Origin of the sequence: Butyrivibrio sp., assembly GCF_015056685.1 — a bacterium.
Classification (GTDB): domain Bacteria; phylum Bacillota; class Clostridia; order Lachnospirales; family Lachnospiraceae; genus Butyrivibrio.
The window spans coordinates 1-17,156 of record NZ_SVFW01000001.1 but is presented as its reverse complement, the minus strand read 5'-3'; the positions used below and the strand labels follow the sequence as shown (position 1 = coordinate 17,156).

The following is a 17,156-nucleotide window of genomic DNA, read 5'->3' as shown; positions in this document are numbered from 1 at the left end:
ATCATATTGATAAATAAATGACGATATTGCTCAGAAAAAATTTAAATGCAATATCAAAGGAGGTTTTTTTATGCTATTCCAACTTTATAGCAACCATGCGGCTATGCAGCTCATTGGATGGGTGTTGGTATTCTGTGGTCTTATTCTTATGAATGAGATTGGTCGTAGAACCAAAACTGGTGGAATCGTTGTATTTGTAGTGATTCCATGTATCTTAACTATTTATTTTATTCTGGCACATTTAGGAATGTTCGGTGGTGCATCAAACCCTACCGTAGCATTCATGGACGGATGGTTCCATTACTTCAAGCTTTATGCTGCTGATATTGGCTGCGTAGGCTTTATGATGATCAAGTACAAATGGGGTATCGGCAAGGAAAAATGGTTTGCATGGTTCCCATGGCTCATCGTTGCAGCAAACATCATGATCGCTAACGTTTCTGATATGGAATCTGCTCTTGCAGCTTTCTCAATCACAGGAGACTTAAGTGGTGCATGGTGGGCATCTAACGAAGGCGTATTTATTTACGGCGGATGGTGGAACGTTGTTAATGCTCTTGCAGGAATGATCAACATTTTCTGCATGACAGGTTGCGTTCACCTTTATACATCTAAGGACAAGAACGAGTCAGATATGCTCTGGCCTGATATGACAATCTGGTTTATTCTTGCATACGACGTTTGGAACTTTGAGTATACATACCTCAACCTTCCTACACATTCATGGTACTGTGGTGTTGCACTTCTTCTTGCTCCTACATTTGCAAATGCATTCTGGAACAAGGGCGCATGGATCCAGAACCGTGCTAATACACTTGCTATCTGGTGCATGTGGGCTCAGGTTGTTCCTGCATTCCAGCTTAGTTCAAAGTTTGCAGCAGCGCTTCCTTCAATTTACGGTGGAGCTACAGCGAACGGAATTACAACAATGGATCTTTATGACAAGGCAATTAACCTTTACAACTCAGGTGCCGGCAAGACAGCACAGGCAGGCGAGATTATCGCTAGCATGGGCATAACTGCTGATCCTAGAGCTCAGGGTGTTGTTGCTATACTTGCTATCGTTATCAACGTAATTTGCATCACTGAGATTATCAAGAGATCAATCAAACTTGGTAAGAATCCATATGCAAATGAAGTATTCGGCGATACAAAGGACTTCAAGCTTGCAATGGAGCGTGCTAAATAATGGATAATGTTAGAGTTATAGAAGTAAAGCGCAGCATATTCGAAAGCAACGATAAGGATGCTGACAAACTGCGCCAGGAGCTTAAGGAGAGTAAGACATTTCTTTTGAACTTAATGTCTTCTCCTGGATCAGGTAAGACAACTACCTTGAAAAAGACAATTGAGCTTCTGAAAGATAAATACCGCATTGGCGTCATGGAAGCTGACATTGATTCAGATGTTGATGCCAAGACAATTGCGGCAACCGGTGTTAAGGCAATTCAGCTTCATACCGGTGGTATGTGTCACCTTGATGCTGACATGACAAGACAGGGAATCAGAGAACTTGATACAAGCGATGTTGATTTTGCAATTCTTGAGAATGTTGGAAATCTTGTCTGCCCTGCAGAATTTGACACAGGAAGCACCAAGAATGCTATGATCTTATCTGTTCCTGAAGGACATGATAAGCCACTTAAGTATCCTTTGATGTTTTCAATTTGTGATGTGGTTTTAATAAATAAGATTGATGTTATGCCTTATTTTGACTTTGACCTTGAAAAGGTAAAAGAAAATATCCTGTATAGAAATCCTAATGCGAAGATAATTCCTATCTGTGCAAAGACTGGTGAGGGTATGCAGGAATGGGCTGACTGGCTATCAGCTCAGATTGATGAAGCTATAAAATAAATGGCAATAACAAGATGGGGATGCCAGGCGATCAACTTCGCCCGGCATCTTCTTGGGTAAAGGATAATTATGCACGAGCTGGGCGTTGTTTTTCGTATAATTGATGATCTTACTGAAGTAGGTAAAGAGAATGAACTTGAAAAAATTCATTCAGTAACTTTACAACTGGGGGAAGTGTCCGGAGTAGTCCCACATCTTTTGACAGATGCATGGAAATGGGCTTCGGATAAAACTGAGCTTATGAAAGGCTCAGAGCTTATTATCGAAACTCTTCCTGCAGTCACATTCTGTGAGGACTGCAAGAGTGAATATGAAACTGTAGCGCATGGTAAGATCTGCCCTAACTGTGGCAGTGAGCACACATATCTCTTAAAAGGCAACGAATTTATGATAAAAGAGATAGCGGCTACGTAATGAGTTTTTAAAAGGAAAATGGTAGGTAGAGAGATGAATATGAATGATATGGATATGAAGGATTTAACAACTCCATATTCCCTTGATCCGGGACGTAATAAGGTAGATCCAAGGGCTGGAATCATCCCTGAATGGGTTGATATGAATGCACCTTTTCGTGAACCACTGGCAAAGTTTGCGAAGGTAGTTACTGACAGAAAAAATATCAAACTTGGAATTGAAAAAATAACAAAAGAAAGCCCTGAATACTGGGGCCTTTACAATCTTATCACTGACGCTCAGTGTGAGATTGCACTTAAGATGGAAAAACGTAAACCAAAGACATTTGAGGAAATTGCAGCTCTTTGCCCTGAGTACTCAAAAGAAGAGCTTCAGAAACAGCTCGATGAGATGTCTTATAACGGTGTTATAGAGTGGAACTACGAAAATGAAAAACGTGAGAAACAGTACGTTCTTCCTATGTATGTTCCTGGTTCTGCTGAATTTGGCAACATGAACTCAAGAGTTATTGAGGCTCATCCAGAGGTTGGACCTTTCTTTGAGAGAATGAGCCGTATTCCGCTTGAAGGACTTACTCATATGGTTCCTATGGGCGGAGCAGGCGTTGGAATGCATGTTATTCCTGTAGAAAAAGCTATCAATATGCAGGGAGAGTCAATTGACCTTGAGCATATTTCATACTGGCTTGATTACTATGAAGGTAAATATGCAGCTTCTCCATGCTCATGCAGAAGATCAAGAAAAACATTTGATCAGGGCTGCGCTGATGATCCGGAAGGATGGTGTATTGCTGTAGGCGATATGGCTGACTACGTAGTTGAAACTCAGAAGGACGGTCGCTATATTACCAAGGAAGAAGCTCTTGAGATCTTCAAGCAGGCTGAGGACAATGGCTTTGTTCACCAGATCACAAACATTGACGGACAACACAAGATCTTTGCTATCTGTAACTGTAATGTAAATGTATGTTATGCCCTTCGTACATCACAGCTCTTTAACACACCTAATATGTCACGTTCAGCTTATATTGCTCACGTTGATAAGGAGAAGTGTGTTGCATGTGGACGATGCGTTGAGGTTTGTCCTGCCGGAGCAGCAACTCTTGGACAGAAGCTCTGCAAAAAGGATGGAAGCGAAGTTGTTTATCCTAAGATGCCACTTCCAACTGAGAAAAAGTGGTCTCAGGATATGTGGACTGAAGATTATCGTGATATCAACCGTATCAATACTCACAAAACAGGTACTGCGCCATGTAAGACTGCTTGTCCTGCACATATTCCTGTTCAGGGATACCTTAAGATGGCTGCTCAGGGAAGATATGAAGAAGCGCTTGCTCTTATAAAGAAGTACAACCCACTTCCTGCTGTTTGTGGTCATGTATGTAACCGTCGTTGTGAGGATGCTTGTACAAGAGGAACAATTGATCAGGCTATCGCTATCGATGAAGTTAAGAAATTTGTATCAATGCGTGATCTTAAGTCTGAGACTCGTTACATACCTGAAAAGGTAATTCCTAAGATTGGTGGCGGCTTCGATGAAAAGATTGCTATTATCGGTGCAGGTCCTGCAGGTATTTCTTGTGCTTACTATCTTGCACTTAAGGGATACAAGCCAACTATCTTTGAAAAGAATAAGAAACCTGGCGGAATGGTAACTTATGGTATTCCATCATTCGTTCTTGAAAAAGATGTTGTTGAAGCAGAAGTTGATGTATTGAGAGAACTTGGCGTAGATATTCGTCTTGGAGTTGAAGTTGGTAAGGACATTACCCTTAAAGAGCTTCGTGAGCAGGGATACAAGGCCTTCTATATCGCTATCGGATGTCAGGGTGGCCGTGGTGTAAACGTTCCTGGAGAAGATGCTGAGGGCGTACTTAAGGGTGTTGATATCCTTCACGCTGTAATAGATGATGAGAGCTACAAGCTTACAGGTGATACAGTTGTAATCGGTGGTGGTAACGTTGCTATCGATGTCAGCCGTACTGCAATCCGCTGTGGCTCACCTAAGATCACACAGGTTTCTCTTGAGACACGTGATATTATGCCTGCTCTTCCTGAAGAAATCGAGATTGCTGAGTCTGAAGGAATTGAGTTTAAGGGCGGTTGGGGACCAAAAGAAATCCTCACTGAAAATGGAAAAGTTAAGGGTATCGTATTCAAGAAATGTACTCAGGTTAAGAATGCAGAAGGAAAGTTTGATCCTAAGTATGATGAGAATGAGACAATGGAAATTGCATGTTCCAACGTTATTCTCTCTGTTGGTCAGGCTACTATCTGGGGCGATCTTCTTAAGGACGAGAATGTTGAATTTAGAGGACCCGCTCCTGTAGCTGATAAGATTACTTTCCAGACAACTGTAAAGGATATATTCGTAGGCGGTGATATGTTCTATGGACCAAGATTTGCCATCGATGCAATTGCATGTGGTAAAGAAGGCGCTGAGTCAATCCATAGATTTGTACAGCCTCATTCATCACTTACAATTGGCCGTGATCCTAACTTCTTCATTGAACTTGATAAAGATGATATCTTAGTTAAGGATTATGATCATGTTGGACGTCAGCAGGCAGGTATAAAGAAGCCTGAAGATGGTAAACTTTCATTCCGTGATACAAAGCTTGTATTCACAGAGGAACAGGTCAAGAAAGAGACATCTCGTTGTCTTGGCTGTGGTGCATCAATTGTTGATCCTAACAAGTGTGTTGGCTGTGGACTTTGCACAACACGTTGCGAATTTGACGCCATCAAGCTTACAAGAGATAACCCTGATTGCTCTACAATGCGTAAGGCGGAAGATAAGCTTAAATATATTCTTCCTAATGGCATTAAGCAGGCAGTCAGCAGACCATTTGTTAAAAAGACTCCTAAAGAGACAGCATGGCTTTCTGATAAGTAATTTAATTGAAAAATGATAAATTAACTAAGGATTAAGTCAGGTACGTTATAATCTGTACTTGACTTAATCCTTAAAAATGTTTATTAATAAGAAAGTTGAACTTAAATTTTTTATGAAGGGGTAAGCTATCCTAATGGCAACTAGTAAAAAGACATCAGAAAAGAAAACATCACTTCTTATAGTTGAGTCACCTACAAAGGTTAAGGCTATCAAGAAGTTTCTTGGCTCAGGTTACGAAGTAGCTGCGTCAAACGGTCACGTAAGAGATCTTCCGAGAAGTCAGATGGGTGTTGACGTAAATAATGATTTTGAGCCTAAATATATAACAATTCGCGGTAAGGGCGATATTTTGGCAGCCCTTAGAAGACAGGTCAAAAAAGCAGATAAAGTATACCTTGCAACCGACCCGGACCGTGAAGGTGAGGCTATTTCCTGGCATCTTATTTCTGCCCTTAAGTTAGATCAGGCAGATGCCAAGATTCAGCGAGTTACATTTAATGAGATCACTAAAAACGCTGTTAAGGAAGCCATGAAGCATCCAAGAGATATTGATATGAATCTTGTAGATGCACAGCAGGCAAGACGTGTCCTTGACAGAATGGTTGGATATAGTATTTCACCACTTCTTTGGAACAAGATCAAAAGAGGTCTCAGCGCAGGTCGAGTTCAGTCTGTAGCCCTCAGGATCATTGCAGACAGAGAAGAAGAGATAGATTCTTTTATACCAAAGGAATACTGGACACTTGATGTTAATCTTAAAGTTCAGGGTGAAAAGAAACCTCTCGTTGCTCACTACTACGGAAGTGGCAATGATAAAAAAGAGATTGAGAATAAAGAGCAGCTCGAAAAGATAATGAAGTCTTTAGAGGGCGCAAAATATACAGTTTCAGATGTAAAGAAGGGTGAAAGGACCAAGAAGGCTCCACTTCCATTTACAACATCAACTCTTCAGCAGGAAGCTTCAAAAGTGCTTAATTTCTCAACACAAAAGACAATGCGTGTTGCTCAGCAGCTCTATGAAGGAATAGATCTTGGCAGTCAGGGAACTGTAGGTCTTATCACATATCTTAGAACTGATTCAACCAGAGTATCTGATGAAGCAGTGGCATCAGCCAATGAATATATTTTAGAGAACTTCGGTGAGAAATATATTGCTGAAGGTTTGGCAGCTAAAAAGAGCGATGTAAAGATTCAGGATGCTCATGAAGCGATCAGACCTTCAATCATTACAAATACTCCTGTAAAGGTTAAGGATTTCCTTTCAAGAGATCAGTTTAGGCTCTACCAGCTTATCTGGAGAAGATTTATGGCAAGCCGTATGGCAGCTGCCAAATACGAGACTACATCAGTTAAGATTGATGCAGGAGAGAGCAGATTTACTGTATCAGCTTCAAAGACAGTATTTGATGGTTTCTTAAATGTTTATACTGACGAAGATGATCAGATTGAAAAGAATGTGCTCATGAAGAATCTGGATACAGATACAAAGCTTTCCTTTGATTCTTTTGAAAGCGCACAGCACTTTACACAGCCTGCTCCTCACTATACAGAAGCTTCACTTGTTCATGATCTTGAAGCCCTTGGTATCGGAAGACCTAGTACCTATGCTCCGACAATTTCAACGATCATGGCAAGACACTATATTACAAAAGAGAATAAGAGTCTTTATATAACTGAGCTTGGACAGGCAGTTAACAAGATGATGATGGAAGCTTTCCCTCAGATCGTCGATGTAAACTTCACATCTAACATGGAAGCGCTTCTTGATGGTATTGCCGATGGTAATGTTAAATGGAAGACTGTTATTGAGAATTTTTATCCTGATCTTGAGGAAGCGGTTAAAGCAGCTGAACAGGAGATGGAAAAGATACAGGTTCAGGATGAAGTTACAGATGAGATCTGTGATAACTGCGGAAGAAACATGGTTATCAAATATGGTCCTCATGGTAAATTCCTTGCCTGTCCAGGTTTCCCTGAGTGCAAAAACACCAAGCCATATTATGAGAAGATTGGTGTTGCATGTCCTAAGTGTGGAAAGGATGTTGTTCTTAAGAGAACTAGAAAGGGCCGTATATTCTATGGATGCATAGATAATCCTGATTGTGATTTCATGTCCTGGACAAAGCCTGTTGCAGAGAAATGTCCTAAGTGTGGCTCATTTATGGTTGCAAAGAGTAACAAGGTAACCTGCACAAATCCGGATTGCGGATATGTCGGTGAACTTAAGAAGTAAATAATAATTTTCAGAAATCTTTAGCTTTTTTTCATAATTGTAGGCGCTTCAAGGTTTGAAGCGCCTATTTTTTTATGATATGATAACGATAGTGTAATTGTGCAATATACGTAATAACGTACACAATTTCAACTAAGGGGGAAATACATTCTAAAGGAGAAACGTCATGAGTAGTGTACAGCTACTGGATAAAACCCGCAAAATTGGAAAACTGTTGCATAACAGCAATTCCGGAAAAGTTGTTTTTAACGATATTTGCAGGGTTCTTTGCGACATTTTATCCTCAAATATGTTTGTTATCAGTAAAAAAGGTAAAGTGTTGGGTATTGGTGAAAGCGCAGGAGTTGAGTCGCTTAGTGAACTTTTGGTAGATAATGTTGGTTCTTTTATTGATCCAATGTTAAATGAAAGACTTCTTACGATTCTTTCAACAAAAGAAAATGTTAACCTTGAAACTCTTGGCTTTGAAGGAATAGATTCTTCAAAATTCCAGGCGATAATTACACCTATTGAGATCGCAGGTGAGAGACTTGGAACGCTTTTTATCTATAAAACAGATGTACCATACGATATAGACGATATTATTCTTTGTGAGTATGGGACAACAGTAGTTGGACTTGAGATGCTCAGGGCTGTCAATGAAGAAAATGCAGAGGAGAGTAGAAAACTTGCTGTTGTAAAATCTGCTATAAGTACACTTTCTTTCTCTGAGATGCAGGCAATCATTCATATATTTGATGAGCTTGACGGAATGGAAGGCGTACTTGTTGCAAGTAAGATTGCAGACAGAGTAGGAATCACAAGAAGCGTGATCGTAAATGCACTCAGGAAATTTGAGAGTGCCGGTGTTATAGAATCAAGATCTTCAGGCATGAAGGGAACATATATTAAAGTCACAAATGATGTTGTTTTCTCTGAGATCAAGAAGCTTAAACAGGAACTCTAAGCAGCCGATAATATATGTGAAAAATATATATCAGGATGGATATTGATGAAAGGATTTATCTACATAAGGTAAATCCTTTTTTGTTTACTTTATTTTGTATAACCAAACATGGATAAACACAATATGAAGTATGTTTTACTTGTATTTTGTTAATAAAAATCATATTATTAATATATATAAGTTAAATTGACCGTATTGTGTTCTGATTTAATAAGGGGGCTCTATGATCAATAGTAATGTATTTGACTATATTAATGTTATGGATAAGGCGGCAGATGCTTCCTGGACCAGGAACGAGATTATTGCCAACAATATTGCTAATGTGGACACACCGGGATATAAACGTCAGGATCTGAATTTTGAAGATGAGCTTGAGAGGGCTCTTGGACATTCAAGATACAAAAGTATGGATGCCAAAGTTTCGAATCTTAAGGACAAGCATTTACAGGCAAGGGTAGTTAATGACTATTCAGGTTTCTCATACAGATATGATAAGAACAATGTAGATATTGATACTGAAAACGTAATGCTTGCAGCAAATCAGATTAAATATCAAGGCTTAATGGCCGGAATAAAATCTGAGTTTTCAAATCTACAGTTGGTTTCGAAATCTTCATAAAGGAGGATTAAGGTATGAGCATATTTGATTCTTTTAACATTAACTCATCAGGTATGACAGCCCAGCGCTTTAGAATGGATATCATATCTGAAAATATTGCCAATGCTAATACAACAAGAACTGAAGATGGTACTCCTTACGTCAGAAAGGTTGTTAGATTTGAAGAAAAGGGCACACAGACTCCTTTTTCAAGAATTCTTAATGAACGACTGGATCATTACTCTGGAACCGGAGTTAAGGTAACAACAGTTCAGGATGATACCTGGACTCAGATGAATGTTGTATATGATCCTTCACATCCTGACGCAGATGCAAATGGATACGTAACATATCCAAATGTAAATACTGTTACAGAGATGACAAACCTGATCGATGCAAGCAGATCGTATGAGGCAAATGCAACTGCTTTTAATGCAAGCAAAAACCTGGCTTCAAGAGGCCTTGAACTTGGACAGGGTTAATGGAGGATAGCTTATGGCATCTATTGATATCTCTCAGCTTCGAAATGTAACATCAGGAGCTGTAAAAAATGCAGAAAAGTTGAATAGCAGAGTTTACAACGTGCTAGGCGATGATGGCAAGGGGAATGAGCAGGCTTTTTCAATTATTTTTGACAGAGCTGTAGAGAATATTCATACTACGAATGCTTATTTGTCAGATGCAGAAAATGAAGAGATAAAGTGGTCTTTGGGACAGACGGATAATACACATGATCTTTCTATTGCACTTCAGAAGGCACAGACAGCACTGCAATACACAGTAGCTGTGAGGGACCGTGTCCTTTCTGCATACAGAGAGATCACTCAGATGCAGATCTGAGCGATATAAGGAATGAGTAAATATGATGATGTGCTTGCACAAATCATCATATTTATGAAATGACTGAATGTACGTAGGATTGCGAGAGCGAAGCGGAGCAATCCGTATATCGCTCAATACTATTAGTTTTCTTAAGTTTATGGGGAGGGAGAATGCATGGCTGATAGATTAAAGGCCCTGTGGCAAAAAATTCTCGACTGGTGGAATCAGTTTACTGCCAAGCAAAAGACCCTGATTGTGGGGGCCGGCTCGGTAATACTGCTTACCATTATCATTTTGGTTTCTGTTCTGAACAAACCTCAATATGTGTTATTGGTCAATGCCAATTCTACAAAAGAAGCTTCAGAGATAAAAGAGCTTCTTGATTCTAATTCCATAAATTATAAGATGTCAGATGATGGCTTGGAATTTAAAGTTCTGAAAAAAGATCAGGGCAATGCAAGCCTTCTTTTGGGTGCTAATGACATCCAATCTTATGCTTACACTATTGATAATGTTACTGACGGCAGTTTTTCCACCACAGAATCAGATAAACAGAAAAAATATGTATTATATCTGGAAAGCCGGCTGGAGTCGGATTTTATAAGCAGATTCACTGATATTAAGAGTGCTAATGTCCAGCTTCATATTCCTGATAATGATGGCACACTTATTGGCAATCAGGAAGAGTCCTCAGCAAGTATTTTGCTTGAGCTTGATGATAATGCTACCTTTAATGAAGACAATGCAGCATTTCTTGCAAGGGCTGTTGCCAAGGCAATAGGCAATTCTTCTACAAAAGATATAGTTATCCTTGATACTAATGGAAATATGCTTTTTGCTGGTGACGAGGACAGTACTATTTCCGGTATGGCAAGTACGCAGCTTTCTTTAAAAGCAAAAGCAGAGCAACTGGTAAAAAATGAAGTTAAGAAAGTTCTTTTGGGAACTAAGCTTTACGATAATATTGAAGTTGCAAGTAATCTTGTGATGGATTTTTCACATGAGGAAACAACAGAGCATAACTATACACCTGCTGAGGATCAGACACAGGGCGTTTTATCACATGAAGATACATATAATGCTGAAAATGTTAATGGGGTGAGCGGTATTCCTGGAACTGATACAAATGCAGATGATGAAACTACTTATGTAACTCAGGATAATACTAATTCAACATCGACTATAACTGAAGAATCAAGAGATTATCTTCCAAATGAAAAAATAACTACAAGAACCAATCAGCCTGGAGCTATTCAATATGCAAGTTCATCAATTTCTGTCACAGCTATTAACTACGTTGTTGTAAAGGAAGAGGATTACGACAGCGCAGCCAATAATAACATGACCTGGAAAGAATATAAACTTGCCAATGCAGAACCAGCAGTTTTAACTGTTCCTGTTGAAGTTATTGATGTAGTATCCAAAGCAACGGGTATAGATTCCGCAAATGTTGCAATGGCTGCATATACTGAGTATGTATTTTTTGACAGAACAGGAGCAAACATAACTGTCACAGATATCCTGCAGATTGTAATGATTCTGATAATCCTTGGACTTCTTGCATTCATTATTGTCAGAAGCATGTGGACAAAGAAACAGACGCAGGAAGAAGCAGAACCGGAACCTTTGTCTGTGGAACAGCTTCTTGAATCGCAGCCTGAAGAATCCCTCGAGGATATTGAGATGGATACGGGTTCTGAAACAAAGAAACTTATTGAGAAGTTTGTTGATGAAAATCCGGAAGCTGCTGCAGTTCTTTTACGTAACTGGCTTAATGAAGACTACGGTCTATAACTAAAGGGGAAAAGGTATGATGGATACTGAAGTTTCTGCTGGAGAAGGCTCCTTACTCGAGGGCTTTACCGGTACACAAAAGGCAGCAATTCTTCTGATTGCGTTGGGACCAGAGAAATCATCTGCTATATTTAAGCATCTAAAGGACGAGGAGATAGAGGAGCTGACCCTGGAGATTGCAAATACACGAAGTGTTACTTCGCAGATCAAGGAAGCTGTTCTTGAGGAGTTTTATGGCGTCTGCCTTGCTCAGCAATATATTGCAGAAGGTGGTATCAGTTATGCTAAGGAACTTCTTGAAAAAGCTCTTGGTGAAGACAAGGCTCTTGATGTTATTAGTAAGCTCACTGCTTCACTTCAGGTTAAGCCTTTCGAGTTTATCAGAAAGACAGAGCCATCTCAGATACTTACATTCATTCAGGATGAGCATCCTCAGACAATTGCTCTTGTTTTATCCTACATGTCTCCTGCACAGAGTGCCCTTATTTTGTCAGCACTTCCACCTGACAGGCAGGCTGATGTTGCAAAGCGTATAGCAGCAATGGATAGAACGAGCCCGGATACAATAAAGGAAGTTGAAAAAGTGTTAGAATCAAAGCTTGCTTCTTTGGTAAATCAGGACTTTACAATTATCGGTGGCGTAGATGCAGTCGTAGAGATCTTGAACACTGTAGACCGTGCAACCGAAAAACATATCATGGAAACTCTCGAGATCGAAGAGCCGGAACTTGCAGACGAGATCAGAAAGAAAATGTTCGTATTCGAGGATGTACTTCTTTTGGACGACCGTTCAATACAGAGAGTGCTGCGTGAGGTTGAAAATGCTGACCTTGGTCTTGCTCTTAAGGGCGCAACCGAGAATGTACAGACTGCTATCTTTAACAACCTTTCAAAGCGTCTTGCAGCCATGATCAAGGAAGATATGGACTTCATGGGGCCTGTTCGTATGAAGGATGTTGAGGAAGCTCAGCAGAAGATCGTTAACGTTATCAGAAAGCTTGAAGATTCCGGTGAAATTGTTATTTCCAGAGGCGGAGGTGATGAGCTAGTTGTCTAATCTTTTTAAAGGAGCTTTTATAAGCTTTGATGAATCAGACGCCCGGATAATTGACAACAATGAGCTTGCAAATAAGAAGATCGAAGAGTTTCAGGAGCAGGAGCTCAAAAGACAAAGAGCAATGATGGCCGAAGATGAAGGCTTTTCACCTGAGGGAGACGAAAACTCTGATTTTTCTCCCGGGATTGATATGGAGCAGCTTGATCAGCTCACAGAAGATCAGAGTATTCTTGGCGCTCCTAACGAGGATCCTCAATTCGATATGGAAGCCATGCAGGCTGAAATTGATTTTAAACTTCAGCAGGCCTCAGAGCAGGCTGAAGCCATTATAAACGACGCACAAAATCAGGCAGAGGAAATAAAACAGGGAGCTATAGAACAGGGTCATCAGGAAGGTTATGATGCTGGTTACCAGGAAGGTATGGCTGCTGTAGAAAGCCTTAAAGCTGATATTGAAGCTCAAAGAGATGGGCTTGAGAAGGAATATCAGATGCTTGTTGATGAGCTTGAACCTGAAATGGTCGATGTTCTCACACAGATTTATGAGCACGTGCTTGGAATAGAGCTTAGGGATGATAAGGGGATAATCCTTCATCTTCTTAAGAATACACTTTCCAGGATAGAGCCGGGAAATGACCTTATAGTCCATGTTTCGTCTGATGATTACGATGAAGTAATGGATGAAAAAGAGGCTTTGAATGCATGTGTTACGTCTCCGAACACTACAATGGAAATCATAGAAGACCCTCTTCTAAAGGAAAATGAATGCATGATAGAGTCAGACAGCGGAGTATTTGATTGTAGCCTCGGAGTTGAGCTTTCAGAGATTTCCAGAAAGCTTAAATTATTATCTTTTGACAGAAAGAAGAGATAGATATGCTGGTATCTTCAGTTGATTTGTCAAAATATAAAAAGATGCAAAATGCGCCATTTTACCGCACTCGTGGTAAAGTTGTCAATGTTATTGGGCTGACAATAGAGTCTGCAGGTCCGGATGCAAAGCTTGGCGACATATGTCTTATCTATCCCAAAAAGAAGGACTCTGATACAGGAAATGAGAATCAGCCTAAGCCTGCTATGGCCGAAGTTGTGGGCTTTAAGGACAATCATGTGCAGCTGATGCCTTACGAGAACACAAGTGGCATTGGAAATGGGTCTATAGTTGAAAATACAGATTCACCTCTACGAGTAAATGTTGGAGATGGACTTCTTGGAAAAACGCTTGATGGTCTTGGGAGAATTGATGGCACAAGCTATGGAAAAGGAGTAGCCCTTGAAGGTGGTGTCGCATATTCTGTTGAGAATCAACCACCGGATCCCATGACAAGAGATCCAATATCTGATGTTTTGCCTCTTGGTGTAAAAGCTGTTGATGGCCTTTTAACAGTTGGTAAAGGCCAGAGAATCGGTATATTTGCAGGATCTGGTGTTGGTAAATCCACACTTCTTGGAATGTTTGCAAGAAACACTCAGGCTGACATAAATGTTATTGCTCTTATTGGAGAGCGAGGCAGGGAAGTCAGAGAGTTTATAGAAAGAGATCTCGGAGAAGAAGGTATGAGGAGGTCTATTGTTGTCTGTGCCACCTCTGATAAACCGGCTCTTGAGAGATTAAAAGCTGCAAAGACGGCAACTTCTATTGCGGAGTATTTTAGAGACAAGGGAAAAGATGTGCTTCTTATGATGGATTCCCTTACCCGTTTTTCAATGGCTCAGAGGGAAATAGGACTGGCAAGTGGTGAGCCCCCTGTTTCAAGAGGGTATCCGCCAAGTGTATATGCAGAAATGCCCAAGCTCCTTGAAAGAGCCGGAAAGTCTAGAACAGGCTCTATTACAGGTCTTTATACTGTTCTTGTTGATGGTGATGATATGAATGAGCCCATCACTGATACTGCCAGAGGCATATTGGATGGGCATATAGTCCTTAATCGTAAGCTTGCGCAAAAGAACCATTATCCTGCGATAGATGTTCTTGCAAGTATTTCCAGATGTATGTCAGCAATTGCGGATCCTGAGCATAAAAAAGCTGCAGGAAAGCTTAAAAATGTTCTTGCTACTTATAATGATGCTGAGGACCTCATAAATATTGGTGCATACAGGAGTGGAGCCAATAAAAATATTGATTACGCAGTTTCTAAAATAGAGCTTGTCAATTCTTTTCTAATGCAGGAGACTGATCAAAAGTTTACCTTTGAAGAAATAAGACAGACTCTTATAGATATGTTCAGGGATTGATAGCCTATGGCAAGATTTAACTACCGTATGCAGAGTGTCCTTAATATCAAGCAGAAAACTGAGGGGCAGGTGAAAATGGAATTTGCTGCCGCTCAGTCAGAATTGAATAAACAGCTTGATATTCTGGATGAATATATCAGACGAAAAGAGAATTATCTTTTGGAAGCCGAAGAACTTAGAAATGCTGATAGTTTAAAGCTTCAGGATATATTGGATAACCAGTATGCCACTGCTCAGATGGATGTAATGATCGCATCTCAGACAAAAGTGGTTAAGGAATATGAACAAAGAGTCGAAAGAGTAAGAGTAAGATTAACAAGGGCAATACAGGAGAGAAAAATGCAGGAGACCCTTCGCGACAGGGCTTATGCAGAGTATTTGGAAGAAGAAAAACAGGAAGAAGCTAAAGAGAATGATCAGCGAACCAGCTTTACCTATGGACAAAGAGGAGATAAGACCAGATAATGGCTGATAACAATTTGACTATGACGCCTGATGATCCTAAGGCGGCCAAGAAAAAACTTGCAGCTGATAAAAAAGAATATAAGAAAAGACTAAAAGAACAGAGAAAAGAGCAAAAGGAAAAGGAGCAGGAATTTGCTGAACGATCAGCAGAGATCAATGGTGATAATGCCGGAGGTCTTGCTACTTTAGTTATTTCTTTTCTCATAGTCCTCATCTGGCTTGCCATAATGGCACTTTTGATCAAACTGGATGTTGGTCATTTTGGTTCTGAGATTTTGGCACCACTACTTAGGGATATTCCTTATGTCAATCTGATCCTTCCAGAAGGATCAGTACAGACTACAAATCCTGAAGCGGTAGTGGATTACAGTAATGCCGGGTCCAGCGCTGCTGGAATTGAAAGTATTGATGAAGCCCAGGCATATATAAAACGACTTGAGCAGGCACTGCAGGCTGAGATGGAACAGAACAGCAGCTATGCTTCTTCAATTGAAAAGCTTCAGGCTGAGGTTGCAAGACTTGAACCCTTTGAGCAGCAGCAAAAGCAATTCTATGAGGAGCGTGCATCTTTTTACGAGAGCATAGTTTATGGCGATTATGCTCCTGATGCAGCAGCCTATGCTTCGTATTATGCTATGATCGATCCTGATACAGCTGCTGAGATCTATAAAAAGATCATCCAGGGAGATGTGGATGATGCTGCTATAAAGGCATTTGCAACTACCTATTCAGGTATGAAAGCAAAAAAAGCAGCTGAAATTTTCGATGAGATGGTTGCAGAGAATCAGATTGAACTTGTTGCCAGGATACTTGCTCAGATGAGTGTTGAAAATAGAGGCGATATTCTTGCAGCTATGGAAAAAGAGAATTCTGCTAAGCTTACACAGCTGTTAGAGCCAAATGCACTGGAACAAAAATCAACAAAAGTTACAGGATAATGAGATATTTACTATCATTTAAGTTTTTAAAAGAAATGTGATTTGCTTTGAAGTGTAGAATTGGGAGAGTATTTTGAAATTAGGCTTTTGCTTATATCAAAATACTCTCCCATTGTATATGCGTAAGTAATTGGCTCCGTCCGCCACCATTGACTGAACCTGAGGAAAACGCCTTGGTCTGCGAGCAGACGGTGAGGATGATGGGAACAGTAGTTAGATTCATGCACCGTCGGATTCAGCATTGTAGCGTTTTCCTCAGAACCCGTCAATGGCAAGCACCTTCGGTGTGGCTGGGCGTTATTGCCTCGGGCTCTGACTCCGAGAACAGTAGGGGCGGCTACTTTTAAGGCTGAGTATGGCTAAGAATAGTAGATGCGGATACTTCCTAGAATATGTAGGACTAAGAATTGCAGGTACGGATACTTTCCAAAATGTATAGGGCTATATGCCCGTGGTTCCCGCTGTAGGAGAGCTGCAATTCTGCTTTGGGCATATAGCTCGTTTTCAATATCTCAGCCACCTGCAATTAAACCGGTTTTGGGCTCATAGCCTGATTTCAGGCTTTCAGCCACCCTTAATTATAGCTTTTATCGTAGGCAATTGGGCATATACGGTAATTATCCGTCCGCAGCCACCTTTTAACAGGTGGCTCGAGTTTTGAAATCGGCCTATATGCCCAATTTCTCTTTTATAAAGACAATATCGGGGTGGTTGGCATCGCAAAAAGCTGCTATATGCCCAAAACGGTATTTTTTCTATTATATTGATCGTTATACGTAAGGAATGATTTTATTAACAACGATTTTCTGAGATATAGGATAAAACGGTCAAGTCCTAAATGTGGTGTAAAATGATTTCCTGATTTAAAAGTAGTGGCTGTGTTCGCCATCCTTGACGTCCAT

General features: G+C 40.3%; 15 protein-coding genes. All 15 read left to right on the top strand.

The genetic code is table 11. The annotated features are described in order from the left end of the window. Positions 1-70 precede the first annotated feature (70 nt). Positions 71-1,189, top strand: a complete 1,119-nt coding sequence (locus E7303_RS00075; RefSeq protein ID WP_292143273.1) for a DUF5692 family protein — start codon at positions 71-73, stop codon at positions 1,187-1,189. Next, the gene (hypB, locus tag E7303_RS00070) at positions 1,189-1,857 is read left to right on the top strand and encodes a hydrogenase nickel incorporation protein HypB (protein WP_022775640.1); all 669 of its coding nucleotides are present in this window, start codon (positions 1,189-1,191) and stop codon (positions 1,855-1,857) included. Before E7303_RS00075 ends, hypB begins: the two co-directional genes overlap by 1 nt. Positions 1,858-1,926: 69 nt before the next feature. Then, complete coding sequence (locus tag E7303_RS00065) at positions 1,927-2,271, top strand: hydrogenase maturation nickel metallochaperone HypA (RefSeq protein WP_022775641.1); 345 nt, start codon at positions 1,927-1,929, stop codon at positions 2,269-2,271. Between the two features lie 141 nt (positions 2,272-2,412). Next, positions 2,413-5,166 carry an FAD-dependent oxidoreductase gene (locus E7303_RS00060; RefSeq protein ID WP_292143405.1) on the top strand — a complete coding sequence of 918 codons (2,754 nt, stop codon included), beginning with the start codon at positions 2,413-2,415 and terminating at the stop codon, positions 5,164-5,166. A 133-nt stretch (positions 5,167-5,299) separates the two neighbouring features. Then, entirely contained in the window at positions 5,300-7,399 is a 2,100-nt protein-coding gene (topA, locus tag E7303_RS00055; protein ID WP_292143272.1) for a type I DNA topoisomerase, read from the top strand. A gap of 166 nt (positions 7,400-7,565) precedes the next feature. Then, positions 7,566-8,345 carry a GTP-sensing pleiotropic transcriptional regulator CodY gene (gene codY / locus E7303_RS00050; RefSeq protein ID WP_103867860.1) on the top strand — a complete coding sequence of 260 codons (780 nt, stop codon included), beginning with the start codon at positions 7,566-7,568 and terminating at the stop codon, positions 8,343-8,345. 223 nt (positions 8,346-8,568) lie between these two features. Then, positions 8,569-8,964 carry a flagellar basal body rod protein FlgB gene (flgB, locus tag E7303_RS00045; RefSeq protein ID WP_292143271.1) on the top strand — a complete coding sequence of 132 codons (396 nt, stop codon included), beginning with the start codon at positions 8,569-8,571 and terminating at the stop codon, positions 8,962-8,964. A 14-nt stretch (positions 8,965-8,978) separates the two neighbouring features. Beyond that, positions 8,979-9,425, top strand: coding sequence for a flagellar basal body rod protein FlgC (gene flgC / locus E7303_RS00040; protein ID WP_022775649.1), 447 nt, complete (start codon positions 8,979-8,981; stop codon positions 9,423-9,425). A 13-nt stretch (positions 9,426-9,438) separates the two neighbouring features. Continuing rightward, positions 9,439-9,783 carry a flagellar hook-basal body complex protein FliE gene (locus tag E7303_RS00035; protein WP_292143270.1) on the top strand — a complete coding sequence of 115 codons (345 nt, stop codon included), beginning with the start codon at positions 9,439-9,441 and terminating at the stop codon, positions 9,781-9,783. 156 nt (positions 9,784-9,939) lie between these two features. Further along, entirely contained in the window at positions 9,940-11,559 is a 1,620-nt protein-coding gene (gene fliF / locus E7303_RS00030) for a flagellar basal-body MS-ring/collar protein FliF (RefSeq protein WP_292143269.1), read from the top strand. A gap of 16 nt (positions 11,560-11,575) precedes the next feature. After that, a complete protein-coding gene (gene fliG, locus E7303_RS00025; RefSeq protein ID WP_330601592.1) occupies positions 11,576-12,616 on the top strand; it encodes a flagellar motor switch protein FliG in 1,041 nt (346 codons plus the stop codon). Then, positions 12,609-13,490: a FliH/SctL family protein gene (locus tag E7303_RS00020; RefSeq protein ID WP_292143268.1), complete on the top strand. Its 882-nt coding sequence runs from the start codon at positions 12,609-12,611 to the stop codon at positions 13,488-13,490. The genes fliG and E7303_RS00020 overlap by 8 nt, the downstream gene beginning before the upstream one ends. 2 nt (positions 13,491-13,492) lie before the next feature. After that, positions 13,493-14,851 (top strand): flagellar protein export ATPase FliI, encoded by a 1,359-nt coding sequence (fliI, locus tag E7303_RS00015; RefSeq protein WP_292143267.1) that lies wholly within the window; start codon positions 13,493-13,495, stop codon positions 14,849-14,851. Between the two features lie 6 nt (positions 14,852-14,857). Continuing rightward, entirely contained in the window at positions 14,858-15,316 is a 459-nt protein-coding gene (locus E7303_RS00010; RefSeq protein WP_292143266.1) for a flagellar export protein FliJ, read from the top strand. Next, on the top strand, positions 15,316-16,254 hold the full coding sequence (locus tag E7303_RS00005; RefSeq protein WP_292143265.1) for a hypothetical protein: 939 nt from the start codon (positions 15,316-15,318) through the stop codon (positions 16,252-16,254). Before E7303_RS00010 ends, E7303_RS00005 begins: the two co-directional genes overlap by 1 nt. The last annotated feature ends 902 nt before the right edge of the window (positions 16,255-17,156 follow it).